Source organism: Mesorhizobium sp. M7A.F.Ca.US.007.01.2.1 (assembly GCF_003998165.1).
Classification (GTDB): Bacteria; Pseudomonadota; Alphaproteobacteria; order Rhizobiales; family Rhizobiaceae; genus Mesorhizobium; species Mesorhizobium ciceri.
Map to the genome: position 1 here is coordinate 1 of NZ_RZQP01000159.1, position 14,677 is coordinate 14,677.

Here is a 14,677-nt window from a genome sequence, read left to right on the forward strand (position 1 = left end):
GCCCGCATCGTTCTGAAAATGGGGAATGGAACCGCCTGCCATCGTCGTCTCCTTAACGCAGTCTCGTCTGCATCTGGATCATATCAGACCTCTTTGCAAGTTCGATGAAATCAAACTGTCGCAAAAGCCTGTCAGAGGATAAGTTAAGCCGGTTAACCCATGACCCGAAAACCGATTTCGGTTTTCGGGAGGGACCATGGGTCGCTAGAGTGACTGGCTAGCCGGCTTGAGCGGGTGTGGAAGAGCGGGAATCATGAACGAACTGAAGCCGGTGCAGAACGAATTCGTGGATGTCGAGGTGGCTCGCCCGGAAGGCGGCAACCCTGACCGGTTTGTCAACCGCGAGTTTTCCTGGCTGCAGTTCAACCGGCGCGTTCTCGAGGAATCGCTGAACCTCAATCACCCGCTGCTGGAGCGCGTCCGCTTCCTGTCGATCTCGGCCGCCAATCTCGACGAGTTCTTCATGGTCCGTGTTGCCGGTCTTGCCGGCCAGGTGCGCGAGGGCATCACGCTGAAGAGCCCGGACGGCCGCACCCCCGAACAGCAGCTCGAACAGCTGCTGCGTGAGGTCGAGCGGCTGCAGGAAGACCAGCAGAAGAGCCTTTCGGCGCTCACCGTGCTGCTCAACAAGGAAGGCATCGAGAGCATCACCCGCGATGCGCTGACCAAGGACGAGAAAATCTGGCTGGAAGACCATTTCCAGGAACAGGTTTTCCCGGTGCTGACCCCGCTGTCGATCGACCCGGCGCATCCGTTCCCGTTCATCCCCAATCTCGGCTTCTCGATGGCGCTGCAATTGCGCCATCGCAAGAACGGCGAGGAGATGAGCGCGCTGCTGCGCCTGCCGGTGGCGCTGAAGCGCTTCATTCGTCTGCCGGACCGCAAGCATCATGTCCGCTTCATCCCGCTGGAAGAGGCTGTCGGCCTCTATATCGGCAAGCTCTTCCCCGGCTACGAGGTCAAGGGCTCCGGCACGTTCCGCATCATCCGTGACAGCGATATCGAGGTCGAGGAGGAGTCCGAGGACCTCGTGCGCCTGTTCGAAACGGCGCTGAAGCGGCGTCGGCGCGGATCGGTGATCCGCATCGAATTCGACAGGCTGATGCCTGGCGAATTGCGCGATTTCGTCGCCGGCGAGCTTGGCGTGTCGTCGAGCCGCATCAGCGTCTTGACCGGTCCATTGGCGCTCAGCCAGATTTCCGAGATCGTCGCCGTTCCCCGCGACGACCTGAAATTCACGCCCTACAATCCGCGTTTTCCCGAGCGCATCCGCGAGCATGGCGGCGATTGTTTCGCCGCCATCCGCGAGAAGGACATCGTCGTCCATCACCCCTACGAATCCTTCGATGTGGTGGTGCAGTTCCTGCGCCAGGCAATGGCCGATCCGGAAGTGGTGGCGATCAAGCAGACGCTTTACCGCACCTCCAACGACAGTCCGATCGTGCGCGCGCTGGTCGACGCGGCCGAGGCCGGCAAGTCGGTCACCGCACTGGTCGAGCTCAAGGCGCGTTTCGACGAGGAAGCCAACATCCGCTGGGCGCGCGACCTGGAGCGGGCCGGCGTGCAGGTGGTGTTCGGCTTTCTCGAACTGAAGACGCATGCGAAAATGTCGCTGGTGGTGCGGCGCGAGGACGGCAAGCTGCGCAATTACGTGCATCTTGGCACCGGCAACTACCACCCGGTCACCGCGCGCATCTACACCGATCTGTCCTTCTTCACCACAGATCCGACGATTGCGCGCGATGTCGCCCAGCTGTTCAATTTCATCACCGGCTATGCCGAGCCGACGGACGAAATGCGGTTGGCGATCTCGCCGTTCACGTTGAGAAGCCGCATCCTGAAGCACATTGCCGACGAGATTGCCTACGCGGTGCAAGGCAAACCGGCGCGCATCTGGATGAAGATGAACGCCCTCGTCGATCCGATCATCATCGACGCGCTCTACGATGCCAGCCGCGCCGGCGTCGAGATCGACCTTGTCGTGCGCGGCATCTGCTGCCTGCGGCCGCAGGTTCCGGGCCTGTCGGAAAACATCCGCGTAAAATCGATCGTCGGCCGTTTTCTCGAGCACAGCCGCATCTATTGTTTCGGCAATGGTTACGGCCTGCCGTCGGACGAGGCGATCGTCTACATCTCCTCGGCCGACCTGATGCCGCGTAATCTCGACCGCCGCGTCGAAACCATGGTGCCGATCACCAATCCAACTGTGCATGAACAGATCCTTGGCCAGATCATGCTGGGCAACATTATGGACAATCAGCAAAGTTTCGACGTATTGGCTGATGGAACCTCCCGGCGCGTCGTGCTGGAGGAGGGCGAGGAACCGTTCAACGCGCAGGAATATTTTATGACCAATCCGAGCCTGTCGGGACGGGGTGACGCGCTGAAGTCGCATGCGCCCAAGCGCATCGCGCAGTTCAAGCGCCGCAAGAAGAACGCCGCAGCGTCCGGCTGATGCTGTCTGATTCTCAGGGCCGGCTGCAGGACCGCCGACCGCTGTCCATCATCGACATCGGATCGAACTCGATCCGTCTCGTCGTCTATGAGGGGCTGGCGCGCTCGCCGACCATGCTGTTCAACGAAAAGATGCTGGCCGGTCTCGGCCGCGGCATCGTTTCGACCGGCAAGCTCGACCCCGAGGCGGTAACGCGCTCGATGGAAGAGTTCCGCCGCTTTCGTGCGCTTTCCGACCAGGCGGGCGCCGAGCAAATGTATGTGCTGGCGACCGCGGCGGCCCGCGAGGCGGTCAACGGCCCCGATTTCATCCATCGCGCCGAGGATGTGCTGAAGACCGAGATCCGAGTGATCAGCGGCCGTCAGGAAGCGTACTATTCCGCGCTCGGCGTCATTTCCGGTTTCCATCCGGCCGATGGCATCGCCGGCGATCTGGGCGGCGGCAGTCTCGAACTGGTCGATGTCAGCGGCGAGGCGATCGGCGACGGCATCACGCTGCCGCTGGGCGGCCTGCGCCTGCAGGACATGGCGAAGAACTCGCTGACCCAGGCGGCCAGGATCGCGCGTGACGAACTGGCGAAAGCCAAGCTGTTGAAAGGCGGGCAGGGCAGGCCCTTCTACGCCGTCGGCGGCACCTGGCGAAATCTTGCCCGGCTGCACATGGAAATGACCAACTATCCGCTTGGCGTCATGCACCATTACGAGATATCGGCCGAAAGCGCGGCGAACTTCCTCAAGCAGGTGGCCAAGGCCGAGATCGAGAAGGTCAAGGGCATCGAAGGCGTTTCGAAGAACCGCCGTTCGCTGCTGCCCTATGGCGCCATCGTGCTGCAGGAGATCATGGCGGCGATGCAGCCGTCGAAGATCATCGTCTCGGCGCTCGGCGTGCGCGAAGGCTTTCTCTATTCGCTGCTCGACGAGGCGGAGCAGAAGGCCGATCCGCTGATTTCGGCCTCGGAGGAACTCGCCCGCCTGCGCTCGCGCTCCGTCACCCATGCGCACGAACTTGTCGACTGGACCGCCAAGACCTTTGCGGCCTTCGGCATCGACGAGACCGAGGACGAGGCGCGCTACCGCCACGCGGCCGCATTGCTGGCCGACATCGGCTGGCGCGCGCATCCCGAATACCGCGGCAAGCAATCGCTCAACATCATTGCGCACGCGTCCTTCTTCGGCGTCGACCATCCTGGCCGTGCTTTCCTGGCGATGGCCAACGCCTATCGTCACGACGGCATCTTCAACGAAGCCATCGCCCCCGAGATCAAGGCTCTGGCACCGCCGCGCTATCTGGAGCGCGCCCGCGTGCTCGCCGCGATGATGCGCGTCGTCTATCTGCTGACGGCGTCGATGCCCGGCATCATGCCCAGGCTGAAATGGGAACAGCGCGCCAACGGCGTGCTGGCGCTGGTCTTGCCGGTATCGCTGGCCGATCTCTATGGCGAGCGGCCGGCCGGGCGCCTGGCGCAGCTGGCCAGGATCACCAACCGCCGGCTGGTGCTGGCCGTCGAGGGTGGCCCCAGCATGTCAGTGAAATAAGGCGCTAGCTGCTAGCAGACCCGTGTCTTATCTGACTTAAGCGGAGACCTGCCGGTCGTACTTCGCCGGCGGCTTCGCGTTTGACGACCGGCTTCCCCAATCCGTCGCTGCTTCGCAGCGCCACCTTTCCCCCTCCGGAGGGAAAGGAAGGGAGCCTTGTTGGAAGAGCGTTGGCGGCAACAGGCTCGCGCCCTTCCTCTACCCCGTCGATCGGGGGCGAGGTGGCTCGGCGAAGCCGAGACGGAGTGGGGGTCGATCAGCTCGGGCCCATCTACGCAAAAATATCAAACCGCGCCGCGCCCGTCGATCGACCATGCGCCGGCGCCGGCCATCGCCAGCGCTACAAACCCACCTGATATCGCAATGTCCTTCATCAGCATCTGCTGGTGCAGGAAGGCGAGCATCGCGTCGCCGCCGCCCTGGCCATAATGGCCGATGAAGCCGGCAACGATACAGAAGGCAGCGAGCAGAAGCGCTATGATCCGGGTCTGGAAACCGACCAGGATGAGCAGCCCGGCGATCAGTTCGAACAGTCCCGTGCCCCAGGCGGCAAGTGTCGGCAGCGGCAGGCCGAGGCCGGCGAAATAGCCTGTGGTGCCGGCGATGTCGCTCAATGCATGGAAACCGGAAGGCACGAACAGGGCGGCGAGCAGCAGCCGGGAGAGCAGGAGCAGCGCGTTGCGGGGCATGTTCACCTCCGTTGTCGGCCGCCGGCCGGCCTCGTCCCGATAGCCGATCCTATCAGAAAACTCCGGCCGACAGATCGGCGGTCATGTACCAACAACGAAAAAGCGGCGCGGAAAATTCCGCGCCGCTTTCTTGTTCGGCTATTGCCGGCTATTGGCTCAGCCGCGCTTGGCGTCGATCGAATAGGCACCGGCGCCCGAGGAAGCCAGCACGAGGAAGCCGCCCGCAATGGCGAGGTTCTTGAGAAACTGGATCATCTGCATCTGGTCGGCCCAACCGGTATGGGCGACCAAACCGGTAGCGACCGTGAAGACCGCCAGCACCCAGGCGACAATCCGGGTCTTGAAGCCGACGAGGATGGCGAGGCCGCCGAGAAGCTCGATCAGGCCGACGAGGGTGGCCGTTACGGTCGGCAAGGGCAGGCCGAGGCTGCCGAAATAGCCCGCTGTTCCGCTAATGGCGGTGAGCTTGCCGAAACCTGAAAGCAGGAAGATGACCGCGAGCAGGACGCGGCCGAGCAGGATGGTGGTCGAGGCATTGGATGCGCCGGAACCGGCGACTGAAATGTTGGTGGACATGGTGGCTCTCCGGGATGGGTTGATGCCGGGGAGATAGAGCAAACCGACTGTTCACCAAAGCCACCAGACTGGCGACACATTGTTCACAGTGCCTACGTTTCCGTGATCGGGCGGCCTGCGCAAAATTCGCTTCGGGTGAGGTCGTGACGGGAGTAAATTCTCCCCTCACGAAATACCGGGCTTTTGGTTGACGCAATTCCGGACCGAAAACCGCAGACACTTTTCCTGGAATTGCCTACCCCGGATGCGTCATATCCTCCGGCCGCACCAGGCGGTCGTAATCGGCTTCGCTGACCAGCCCGGTGGCGAGCGCTTCCTCGCGCAAAGTGGTGCCCTTCTTGTGCGCGGTCTTGGCGATCTTGGCGGCATTGTCGTAGCCGATGGTCGGCGCCAGCGCCGTCACCAGCATCAGCGAGCGGTCGAGTGCCGCCTTGATGTTGTCTTCGCGGGCCTCGATGCCGACGACGCAATTGTCGGTGAAGGAGACCGACGCGTCGCAGAGCAACTGCACCGACTGCAGGAAGTTGTAGGCCATCAGCGGATTGTAGACATTGAGCTCGAAATGACCCTGGCTGCCGGCGAAGGTGAGCGCCGCATTGTTGCCGAACACCTGTACGCAGACCTGCGTCAGCGCCTCGCACTGGGTCGGGTTGACCTTGCCCGGCATGATCGACGAGCCCGGTTCGTTTTCCGGCAGTGACAGTTCGCCGAGGCCCGAGCGCGGGCCTGAGCCGAGGAAGCGGATGTCGTTGGCGATCTTGAACAGCGCGGCGGCCGCCGCATTGATGGCGCCGTGCGAAAACACCATGGAATCATGGGCCGCCAGCGCCTCGAACTTGTTCGGCGCGGTGACGAAGGCGATGCCGGTGATGGAGGCGATGCGATCCGCGACCCTTTCGGCGAAGCCGACCGGCGCGTTGAGGCCGGTGCCGACGGCGGTGCCGCCCTGCGCCAGTTCCTGCAAGCCGGGCAACGTCAGCTCGATGCGCTTGATCGACGAAGCGACCTGCGCGGCATAGCCCGAAAATTCCTGACCAAGGGTGAGGGGGGTGGCATCCTGCGTGTGCGTGCGGCCGATCTTGATGATGTGATTGAACTCTCTGCTCTTGGCGGCGAGCGCCTTGTGCAGGTGCTTCAGTGCCGGCAACAGATCGTGCACGATGCGTTCGGCGCAGGCGATGTGCATGGCTGTCGGATAGGTGTCGTTCGACGATTGGCTCATATTGACGTGATCGTTGGGATGCACCGGCTTCTTGGAGCCCATGACACCGCCCAGCATCTCAATCGCCCGGTTGGAGATCACCTCATTGGCGTTCATGTTGGACTGGGTGCCCGAACCGGTCTGCCAGACCACCAGCGGGAAATGCTCATCGAGCTTGCCGTCGATGACCTCTTGCGCCGCCTCGACAATCGTCTTGCCGATCGCAGGATCGAGCCGCTTGAGCTCCATGTTGGCTTCGGCCGCCGCCCGCTTGACGATGCCCAATGCGCGCACGATCGACGCTGGCTGCTTCTCCCAACCGATCTTGAAATTGCCGAGCGAACGCTGCGCCTGCGCGCCCCAATACCGGTCGGCGGCGACTTCGATGGGACCGAACGTGTCGGTTTCGGTTCTGGTCTTTGCAGCGGTCACGGGTCTCTCCTTGTCGAAGTCGGCAACGGCGTATCGCGTTGCACAAACGGCTTCAAGCGGAGAATGCGGGCGGCGAGGATGCAAATCGGTTGAAGGCGCGGCGCGTCTCTCCTTCTCCCACAAAGGGGAGAAGGGAAGGACTGCGCAGTTTCGGCCTCTCACCCCAGCGGCGGACCGACAATGTCGATGCCGTTTTTTGCGCAAAGCTGCACCAGTGCCGCGATGATTTCCGGTGTTGGTTCCATCAGCGGCGGCAGTTCGGGCTGTTCGGCGGGACGGCTCGCCTGACGCAGCATCGTCTCAAAATCCGAACCGCGCGTGATGGTGAGGGTGCGCGCACCTTCCGGGGATTCGACCCGGTAGGTGTGCGGCAGGCCTTTCGGTGCGATGACGGTTTCGCCGGCGTCCGCAATGCGTTCGTGGCCGTCGATCTGAAAGCGCAATCTCCCCTCCAGGATGTGAAACACTTCGTCTTCCCTGCGATGCACATGCAGCGGCGGCGAGTCGCCATAGGGCATGTGATGCTCGACGACGCAGGTGCCGTCCTCTCCTGCCATCGACGAGACGTGGATCGCGACGAGCGTGTTGTTGAACCAGAAGAGTTCCTTGCCTGTGATCGTGCCGGGGGTCATTGTCATGGCGTGTCTGATCCTTCTGTTGCCTGTGCCTGCTGGGCCCATGACGATCTAGCCAGGGATACGCCGACAACGGAAATCGAATGATCGTATGGGGCGAATTGATGCGATGAATTTGAACGCGCTCGACCTCAATCTCATCAAGGTGTTCGACGCCCTTCTGCGGGAGAGAAGCGTTACGCGTGCCGGCGAGCAGATCGGCCTCAGCCAACCTGCCGTCAGCGCTGCGCTCAATCGCTTGCGACATCTCCTCAACGACCAGCTGTTCGTGCGACGGGGCAATGACATGATGCCGACACCGCGCGCCGAGAGCATGGCCGAGCCGTTGCGCGTGGCGCTTCGCGAGATCGAACGCGTCTTCCATTCGGCCAAGGCGTTCGATCCGGCGGAACTGGAGCGAACCTTCACGTTCATGGGGGCGGATTTCTTTTCCATGATGCTGATGCCAGCGCTGGCGGCACGCATCGCTGGCGCCGCGCCGCGCGCGTCGCTAAGGTTTCTCGATAGCGCGCGCGGCGATGTCTCGCGGCTGCTCCAGGACGATGAAATCGACGTAGCGCTCGAGCGTCCGCTGGAGGTCTCCGACTGGGTCTCAAGCACGCCTCTGTTCCATTCACCATTCGCCATCATCGCCGCGCACGACAACGCTGCGATCAGGCAGGCGGGAATCATGGAAGGCAAGACTCTGCCGATCGACCTCTTCTGCGAGCTGCCCCATATTCTTCGTTCTATCGACGGGTCGATGTCGGGCTCCACCGACGAGGCGCTCCGCAAGATCGGGCGAACGCGCCGTGTAAGCCTGACCCTGCCGCACTTTCAGGCTGTCGCATTAGCCGTGGCAAATGGAAACCACCTGTCGGCGGTGCCCAGGCAGTTCGCGGTTTGGGCGGCCGAGACCCTGCCGCTCGTCATCTTTGAACCGCCGCTTCCCATTGCTGTTCCGGAAATCAGGATGTACTGGCACGCGCGCCACGACGACGAGCCACCCCATCGCTGGGTTCGCGATCAGATCCTGGAGGCGGTAGGCGTACTTGGATTTGTAGAAAGTGGCGTCGCTGAAAATGTCGGCGCTTGGCGTGGCGCCCGGACGGATCAGCCCGCGGTATAACCACCGTCGACGGAGAAGACCCCGCCGCTGGTCCAGGCCGCCTCGTCGCTAGCGAGGTACACTGCGATGCCCGCCAGATCGTCGGGGCGGCCGATTCTGCCAAGCGGATAGCTGCGCTCGACATAGGCTTTCAGCTCGGCCTTTGCCTCGGCCGGCAAATTGTCGACGGTCTTGCGTCGCATGGCGGTGTCGACCGTGCCGGGCGCGATGGCGTTGACGCGGATGCCGCGCGGGCCGAGTTCGAAGGCCAGCGATTTGGTCAGCGAGTTCAACGCGCCCTTTGACAGGGAATAGAGGCTCGACGGCCGCTTCGGGATCATCTTGTTGGCGAAATAGGACGAGATGTTGATCACCGACGCGCCGGCCGCCAGATGCGGCAGCAGACCCTGGGTGAGGAAGAACACCGCCGTCACATTGAGCGCGAAGGATTGCTGGAACTGCGCCTCGCTGACGGTCTCGAACGGCACCAGGAAAGCCACCCCGGCATTGTTGACGAGGATATCGAGCGGCCTGCCCGATTTTTTCACATTCTCGACGACGGCCGCGATGCCGGCCGAGGTGGCAAGATCGGCCGACAGCGTCTCGATAGTGCCGCCGAGGTGCTTATGGGCGGCGTCGAGCTTCTTGGTGTCGCGGCCGACGATTAGGACGTCCGCGCCCTCGCGCGAAAAGGCCTCGGCGATCGCCAGGCCGATACCGTCCGACCCGCCGGTAACCAGCGCGCGCTTGTTGTGAAGTCTCATCGGATGCTCCGAGATTTCTGCGTCGTCGAGAGCACCGTATAGTGGCGGCCAAGGTCAAGCCGTCAGCCTATCCCACGGTATGAACTTCGACCGCCGCCACCCGCCAGGCCGGCCGAGGCTGGTTTAAGCGCCGGCGGTCGCAAGCTCCCCCAAAGCCAGCCGTCCCGCGACATAATTCTTGACCTGGCGGACAGCCTGTTCGCGCGACACGCTGCCCGGCTGCAGGCCGAGCCGCAACCAAAGCCCGTCGATCAGCGCGGTGACGCCAAGCGCGATGTCGTCGGCATCTCCGGGCGAGGCGAGGCCGCGCAGGCCCGACAACAGGTTCGAGCGCATGCGCGCATGGATCACCCTCTGGATACGAGCCATCTTCTCGTCGCGCGGCACCTCGGCGCAGAGCGACAGCCAGGCATGGCAGAGAGGCGGCTGGAACAGATGCTCCTCGAAATTGCCCTCGATCACCGCATCCATGCGCTCCATCGGTGTCTGCGCCCGGCGAAGCCGCGCGATCACCGCCTGGCACAGGACGGCGTTTGCCTCACGCATCGCGTGCTCGAACAATTCCTGCTTGTTGCGGAAATAGTGCAGCACGATGCCCTTGGAGGCACCGGCCTGCGCCGCCACCTTTTCCAGTGTCGCGCCGGCAATGCCCTCGCGCTCCAGCACCGCGAAGGCCGCCTGCCGCAATTCCTTGCGGCGGATCTCACTGAGACGCTTGAGTTTCACGGCATCGGTCCATGCATGTCGAATCCACGTTGACATCTTCGTCCGTTCAGATCAAGAATTGACCCATGGGACAATAAAAAGACCGATTGGTCAATTTTGTGGACGAGGAGAACCGAAATGTTGCGCATCCTTGCAAATGGCGTCTGCCTTGCCGGCCTCATGTTGGCCACTCATGCGGCCCAGGCGGCCGAGGCCGAAGAGTGCAAGACGGTCCGCATGGCCGAACCCGGCTGGAACGACCTTGCCTTCACCACAGGAGTCGCAAATGTCCTGTTGGAGGCGCTTGGCTATCAGCCGCAAAGCCAGGTGCTCGGCATCAACGTCATCTACGAGGGCATGAAAAACAGGGACCTCGACCTGTTCCTGGGCTACTGGGACCCGGCCATGGTCACCTATTACGAGCCCTACAAGAAGGACGGCTCGGTCGAGAATGTGCGCGTCAATCTCGTAGGCGCCAAATACACATTCGCCGTGCCGACCTATGTCTGGGAAGCCGGCGTCAAGGACATTTCCGACCTGCACAAATTCGCCGACAAATTCGGCAAGAAAATGTACGGCATCGAGCCTGGTTCAAACCAGTTGATGATGGACGCGATCGCCGATCCCGCCTTTGGCCTGGAAGGCTGGCAGGTGGTCGAATCGAGCGAAGCCGGCATGCTTTCCGAGGTCGGCTACGAGATCAAGGAGAAGCAGTTCATCGTCTTCCAGGGCTGGGCGCCGCACCCGATGAACATGATGTACGACTTCAAATATCTGACCGGCGGCGACAAGTTCTTCGGCCCGAATTTCGGCGCCGCGACGGTGACGACGCAGGTGCGCAAGGGCTATCTGCAGCAATGCCCGAACGTCGCACAGTTCTTGAAAAACCTCGCCTTCGACATCGATTTCGAGAATGTCGGCATGGGTTATCTGATCAATGACGGCATGAAGCCGGAGGACGGCGCGCTGAAGGCAATCACGGCCAACAAGAGCCGTCTCGATGCCTGGCTCGCCGGTGTCACCACCTTCGACGGCCAACCCGGCCTTGCCGCGGTCAAGGAAAAGCTCGGCCTGTGAGGGCGGCGGTGCTGAATGCCTGCGCGGACCAGGACGGCTGGGCCGGCCGCAAGCAGTTCGTCACTGTCGGCGATCTCGACATCGCCTATGTCGAGGTAACAGGCGCCGAGCCGGCACTGCTGTTGGTGCACGGCTTCACCGACACCAGCCGCAGCTTTTCGCTTCTTGCGCCCTATCTCGCCGGCCGCCGTCTGATCATGCCGGATCTGCGCGGCCACGGCGCCTCGCAGGCCGGCAAAGGCTGCGGCATCGCCGATTTCGCCGACGATATTGCTGGGCTGGTCCTGCGTTTGCGGCTCGACCGGCCGGTCGTCGTCGGCCATTCGCTGGGCGCCATGGTGGCCATCGCCTTGGCTGGGCGACACAGGGAGCTGATTGGCGGGCTGGTGATGCTGGCCGGCACGCTGAAGCCCGATTTCGCGCCGGATCATCCGCTGGTCGCGGGCGTCGAGGCGCTGCGCGACCCGATATCGCCGGCCGATCCGTTCTACGCCTGGTGGCATGCCTGCAGTCCCGACGTGCCAGCGGCCTTTCTCGCCGGCCTGGCGCAAGAGGCCTCGGCGATGCCGACACCGCGCTGGCGCGCGATTCTCGAGGAAATCCGCCGCGCCGATCTGACCGATGCGGCGCGGGCCGTGCAAGTCCGGACGCTGATCATTGCCGGCGCGTGCGACCCGCTGTTCGCCGAGGCGCACCAGCAGGCGTTGCAATCCGCTCTTGCCGGAGCCGTCTTCGTTCGGGCTGAGAGCTGTGGCCACAACCCGCATTGGGAAGACCCGGCCCTTGTCGCCAAGACCATCATCGAGGCATTTGAAGTCTGATGCATGTCGCCCAAAAGTGGCCCCGGTTTTGGGAGAATGACATGCACAAAAAAGGATCTATTCCTAAAGCGCTCGACGCGCTTTAGGAATAGATCCCGACCAGCGATTGCGATGTCGGCGACAGCCGCAAAGTCTCCGTGGGTTTGGTCAGGCCGGGTTGCGCGGCCCGCCAAAAATCCTGCCATGCCGGCGAGGCGGCAAGCGCGGCCTTGTGGCGGGCATGCGCTTCTGTGCTGGCAAAACCCATGACGCTGATGAAGACGTTTTCGTCAGCCCGTACCGGCAGGCGCGGAAAATTGTTTTCGGCAGGCTCGGTCACGAACGCGGCGAGCAGGCGTGCGTCGGCTGTCATCAGGCACGCCGTCTCAATCTCGAAGCGGGTGGTGAAATCTGCCTCCGTGCCCGGCTGCAAATGATGAATCTCGATGACAACGATGCCGGCCAGCGGCCTGTTTCGAATGGGCTTTTCGTCGCCGGCCAGGTTTGGCCGCTGCGCCCCCGCAAGGTCGAAGCCGGCGCCCGGCCACGCCGGCTTGAGCAGCAGCACATCGTCGGAATCGATCATCGTCGCGTTGGCCGCATCGCGGTGCGCCGCCCAGACCGGCCCGCCATAGAAAGCGGCGAGAGCATTTTTCCGCGCAGCCATGCCGTCGAAGCCGCGCATCCAGACGAACATGTCCGGGCGGTCGAGGTCCCGGAACTGGCCGATGATGGTCATACCGGCGGCCTCCTGGCCCTCGATCAGCCTGCCGTCGAAGATGTCGATGAGCGTGTCGCGTTGGCCTGGCTTCAGCGTGTATTGCCGCAACTCGACGACAGGCGAGGCGAGCGCTGAGGGTTTCGGCGCGACGTTCTGGGGCAGGTTCATCCGGCATTCTCCAAAACAGGGTGATTGTCCTGTTTGTAAAACAGACCGGTTGTCCTGTTTTGTCAATATGCTAATGTCCGGCAATGTCAGCAGAGATGATCGCTCAACCAAAACCGCGCCCGGGAAAACGCATCAACGACCCTGAGGGCATGCGCAAGAAAGTGCTCGATGTCGCCGAGGATGCGTTCCAGGCGCGCGGCTATCACGCCTCCAGCATCGGCGACCTGATGGCGGCGGCGGGTGTCAGCGGCGGTGCGCTGCATCACCATTTCCCGACCAAGAAGGCGCTCGCGCTGGCGGTGATCGACGAGCGTGTGGCGGCAGCGGTCGAAGAGACATGGATCGCGCCGGTGCTGGCGGCGGCGTCGGCCCGCGAAGGCGTGCGCGCGGTGTTCGAGGCCGTGGCGGCGGAACTGGAGCAGCAGGGTTTCGTGCGCGGCTGTCCGCTCAACAATCTGGCGCACGAATTGTCGCTTGCCGACCCGGATTTCCGCATTGCCCTTGCCGGGATCTTTGCCGGGTGGCGGCGCGCGATTGCCGCCAAGCTGCGTGCCGACCAGCAGGTGGGCAAGGACGAGCACACGGACCCCGAACGCTTCGCCGCGCTGGCGGTCGCCGCCTATTCCGGAGCGATGTCGATGGCCAAGGCCACGCAGGATGCCGGTGTGCTGCGGGATTGCCTGGCGGGGCTGGAGCGCAGCGCGCCGTCGCCATCGCAGGGCGCATTGGCAGCCAGGCGACGCAACAGGATACTGCCACGGCCGGGAACCCCTTGACTCGCCGTGCTCTGGTTCAGCTACTCGGCCAGCGGCTTGATCGTCTCGTAGCCGTTGACGGATTCCGAACTGGTGCCTTCATCGTAGCGCCGCGCGAGCGCGGCTTGCAGATCTGGCGCATAGAGGGCGGTAAATGAATCCAGCGTCTCGCCGGCACCGTTCTTGAAGGTCTCCTCGACCGCCAGGACATTGTATTTGCACTCGCCCATGCTGAATGTCTCCTTGCCCTTGACGACCAGGCTCAGCGTCTTGGTGCCCTTCGGCGGCTTGTTCGGCGACAGCTCGACGAACTCTATCGCGGCCTTTGTCCCCGTCTTCAGCGGAAACAGCTTTCGCAGATCGGAAAGCGGGATCATCGCCTGGCGACCGGTGTCGCTGTCGCGAAACACCTCGATCAGGCCGGCGAACAGATACTGGGTTTGCGGCGATTGCGATTCGTAGGTGTTGGCAACCGACATCATCCCGCCAGCCACGGGCCGAAATTCGCTCTGGATGCCGGGCCTCGCCAGAACGAAACCCTTCCTGGCGGACTTGGCGTCGACGCAACCCGCCGCATGCGCGGTGCTCGCGCACAACATCGCGGCCAGGATCATGCAGATAGGTGCGGCTTTCATTTTTCGTCCTCCTCCGCTTGCGCAAGCGAGACATGCCAGACCCGTGGCGTCATGTCGATGATGGCGCAGAGGCGCTGGACGACCGGCCGCTGTCCATGCTGAATCAGCGTATGATGAATCGCCGTTCGACTGCATCGCTTTCCCGACGCAACTTCCTGGCGCAGGCTGCAGGATTTGCCGCGGCCGGCGCCTTGTCGCGCCCGGCCTTCAGCCAGACCGGGCAACGCGTCCAGTCGATCGACGCCACTTTCCTGTTCATCGCCGATGTCCATGCCTGCCGCATGGCGAGCGGCTTGAGCCCCAACTGCCTGCAGGAAGGCAAGACCGACGCCGCGCTGCTGCGCAACGTGGCGGCGCTGAATGCGCTTGGCGACAAGGACTGGCCAACTGAGATCAATGGCGTCGCCACCGGCCTGCGTTCGGCCGGCAGGATAGGCACGCC

At 63.1% G+C, this 14,677-nt stretch carries 14 protein-coding genes and 1 pseudogene; 7 read left to right on the plus strand and 8 right to left on the minus strand.

Features of this window, described 5'->3' with window-relative positions:
* Positions 1-253: 253 nt before the first annotated feature.
* Both EN949_RS24080 and ppx read left to right on the plus strand, forming a co-directional pair.
* Entirely contained in the window at positions 254-2,455 is a 2,202-nt protein-coding gene (locus tag EN949_RS24080; protein WP_024505006.1) for an RNA degradosome polyphosphate kinase, read from the plus strand.
* Positions 2,455-3,990 carry an exopolyphosphatase gene (gene ppx, locus EN949_RS24085; protein WP_027163327.1) on the plus strand — a complete coding sequence of 512 codons (1,536 nt, stop codon included), beginning with the start codon at positions 2,455-2,457 and terminating at the stop codon, positions 3,988-3,990. Before EN949_RS24080 ends, ppx begins: the two co-directional genes overlap by 1 nt.
* 284 nt (positions 3,991-4,274) lie before the next feature.
* On the opposite strand, the gene EN949_RS24090 is transcribed toward ppx, so the two are convergent.
* The 4 genes from EN949_RS24090 to EN949_RS24105 all read right to left on the minus strand — a co-directional run bounded on the left by EN949_RS24090 (position 4,275) and on the right by EN949_RS24105 (position 7,526).
* Positions 4,275-4,679 (minus strand): DoxX family protein, encoded by a 405-nt coding sequence (locus tag EN949_RS24090; protein WP_013532414.1) that lies wholly within the window; start codon positions 4,677-4,679, stop codon positions 4,275-4,277.
* Positions 4,680-4,835: 156 nt separating this feature from the next.
* Positions 4,836-5,255, minus strand: a complete 420-nt coding sequence (locus tag EN949_RS24095; RefSeq protein WP_127367736.1) for a DoxX family protein — start codon at positions 5,253-5,255, stop codon at positions 4,836-4,838.
* 235 nt (positions 5,256-5,490) lie between these two features.
* Positions 5,491-6,888 carry a class II fumarate hydratase gene (gene fumC / locus EN949_RS24100; RefSeq protein ID WP_024505710.1) on the minus strand — a complete coding sequence of 466 codons (1,398 nt, stop codon included), beginning with the start codon at positions 6,886-6,888 and terminating at the stop codon, positions 5,491-5,493.
* A gap of 158 nt (positions 6,889-7,046) precedes the next feature.
* Positions 7,047-7,526, minus strand: coding sequence for a cupin domain-containing protein (locus EN949_RS24105; protein WP_127366607.1), 480 nt, complete (start codon positions 7,524-7,526; stop codon positions 7,047-7,049).
* An 88-nt stretch (positions 7,527-7,614) separates the two neighbouring features.
* Here EN949_RS24105 and EN949_RS24110 point away from each other — a divergent pair, with 88 nt between their 5' ends.
* A complete protein-coding gene (locus EN949_RS24110) occupies positions 7,615-8,631 on the plus strand; it encodes a LysR family transcriptional regulator (protein WP_245459268.1) in 1,017 nt (338 codons plus the stop codon).
* Here the strand turns inward: EN949_RS24110 and EN949_RS24115 are convergent.
* Together EN949_RS24115 and betI are read right to left on the minus strand one after the other, a co-directional pair.
* Entirely contained in the window at positions 8,616-9,374 is a 759-nt protein-coding gene (locus tag EN949_RS24115) for an SDR family oxidoreductase (protein ID WP_127366606.1), read from the minus strand. The two genes, EN949_RS24110 and EN949_RS24115, sit on opposite strands and share 16 nt — an antisense overlap.
* 123 nt (positions 9,375-9,497) lie before the next feature.
* Positions 9,498-10,136 (minus strand): transcriptional regulator BetI, encoded by a 639-nt coding sequence (betI, locus tag EN949_RS24120; RefSeq protein WP_024505714.1) that lies wholly within the window; start codon positions 10,134-10,136, stop codon positions 9,498-9,500.
* 81 nt (positions 10,137-10,217) lie between these two features.
* On the opposite strand from betI, the gene choX reads away from it, so the two are divergent.
* Together choX and EN949_RS24130 are read left to right on the plus strand one after the other, a co-directional pair.
* Positions 10,218-11,156, plus strand: coding sequence for a choline ABC transporter substrate-binding protein (choX, locus tag EN949_RS24125; protein ID WP_127366605.1), 939 nt, complete (start codon positions 10,218-10,220; stop codon positions 11,154-11,156).
* Between the two features lie 8 nt (positions 11,157-11,164).
* Positions 11,165-11,977 carry an alpha/beta hydrolase gene (locus EN949_RS24130; RefSeq protein ID WP_127366609.1) on the plus strand — a complete coding sequence of 271 codons (813 nt, stop codon included), beginning with the start codon at positions 11,165-11,167 and terminating at the stop codon, positions 11,975-11,977.
* 82 nt (positions 11,978-12,059) lie between these two features.
* On the opposite strand, the gene EN949_RS24135 is transcribed toward EN949_RS24130, so the two are convergent.
* Positions 12,060-12,845: an NIPSNAP family protein gene (locus EN949_RS24135; protein WP_127366604.1), complete on the minus strand. Its 786-nt coding sequence runs from the start codon at positions 12,843-12,845 to the stop codon at positions 12,060-12,062.
* A 149-nt stretch (positions 12,846-12,994) separates the two neighbouring features.
* Between EN949_RS24135 and EN949_RS24140 the strand changes: the two genes are divergently transcribed.
* On the plus strand, positions 12,995-13,621 hold the full coding sequence (locus EN949_RS24140; protein WP_245459266.1) for a TetR/AcrR family transcriptional regulator: 627 nt from the start codon (positions 12,995-12,997) through the stop codon (positions 13,619-13,621).
* Between the two features lie 20 nt (positions 13,622-13,641).
* Here EN949_RS24140 and EN949_RS24145 read toward each other — a convergent pair whose 3' ends face one another.
* Positions 13,642-14,235, minus strand: coding sequence for a hypothetical protein (locus EN949_RS24145; RefSeq protein ID WP_127371001.1), 594 nt, complete (start codon positions 14,233-14,235; stop codon positions 13,642-13,644).
* Positions 14,236-14,345: 110 nt separating this feature from the next.
* Here EN949_RS24145 and EN949_RS24150 point away from each other — a divergent pair.
* A pseudogene (locus EN949_RS24150) lies at positions 14,346-14,677 on the plus strand (metallophosphoesterase); the annotation flags it as partial.

What these genes read in the sequence shown, in the direction of transcription:
- EN949_RS24105 (WP_127366607.1), bottom strand. Translation starts at nt 7,526, where the DNA reads ATGACAATGACCCCCGGCACGATCACAGGCAAGGAACTCTTCTGGTTC.
- choX (WP_127366605.1), top strand. Translation starts at nt 10,218, where the DNA reads ATGTTGCGCATCCTTGCAAATGGCGTCTGCCTTGCCGGCCTCATGTTG.
- ppx (WP_027163327.1), top strand. Translation starts at nt 2,455, where the DNA reads ATGCTGTCTGATTCTCAGGGCCGGCTGCAGGACCGCCGACCGCTGTCC.
- EN949_RS24115 (WP_127366606.1), bottom strand. Translation starts at nt 9,374, where the DNA reads ATGAGACTTCACAACAAGCGCGCGCTGGTTACCGGCGGGTCGGACGGT.
- EN949_RS24090 (WP_013532414.1), bottom strand. Translation starts at nt 4,679, where the DNA reads ATGCCCCGCAACGCGCTGCTCCTGCTCTCCCGGCTGCTGCTCGCCGCC.
- EN949_RS24140 (WP_245459266.1), top strand. Translation starts at nt 12,995, where the DNA reads ATGCGCAAGAAAGTGCTCGATGTCGCCGAGGATGCGTTCCAGGCGCGC.
- EN949_RS24095 (WP_127367736.1), bottom strand. Translation starts at nt 5,255, where the DNA reads ATGTCCACCAACATTTCAGTCGCCGGTTCCGGCGCATCCAATGCCTCG.
- betI (WP_024505714.1), bottom strand. Translation starts at nt 10,136, where the DNA reads ATGTCAACGTGGATTCGACATGCATGGACCGATGCCGTGAAACTCAAG.
- EN949_RS24080 (WP_024505006.1), top strand. Translation starts at nt 254, where the DNA reads ATGAACGAACTGAAGCCGGTGCAGAACGAATTCGTGGATGTCGAGGTG.
- EN949_RS24110 (WP_245459268.1), top strand. Translation starts at nt 7,615, where the DNA reads ATGGGGCGAATTGATGCGATGAATTTGAACGCGCTCGACCTCAATCTC.
- EN949_RS24145 (WP_127371001.1), bottom strand. Translation starts at nt 14,235, where the DNA reads ATGAAAGCCGCACCTATCTGCATGATCCTGGCCGCGATGTTGTGCGCG.
- EN949_RS24135 (WP_127366604.1), bottom strand. Translation starts at nt 12,845, where the DNA reads ATGAACCTGCCCCAGAACGTCGCGCCGAAACCCTCAGCGCTCGCCTCG.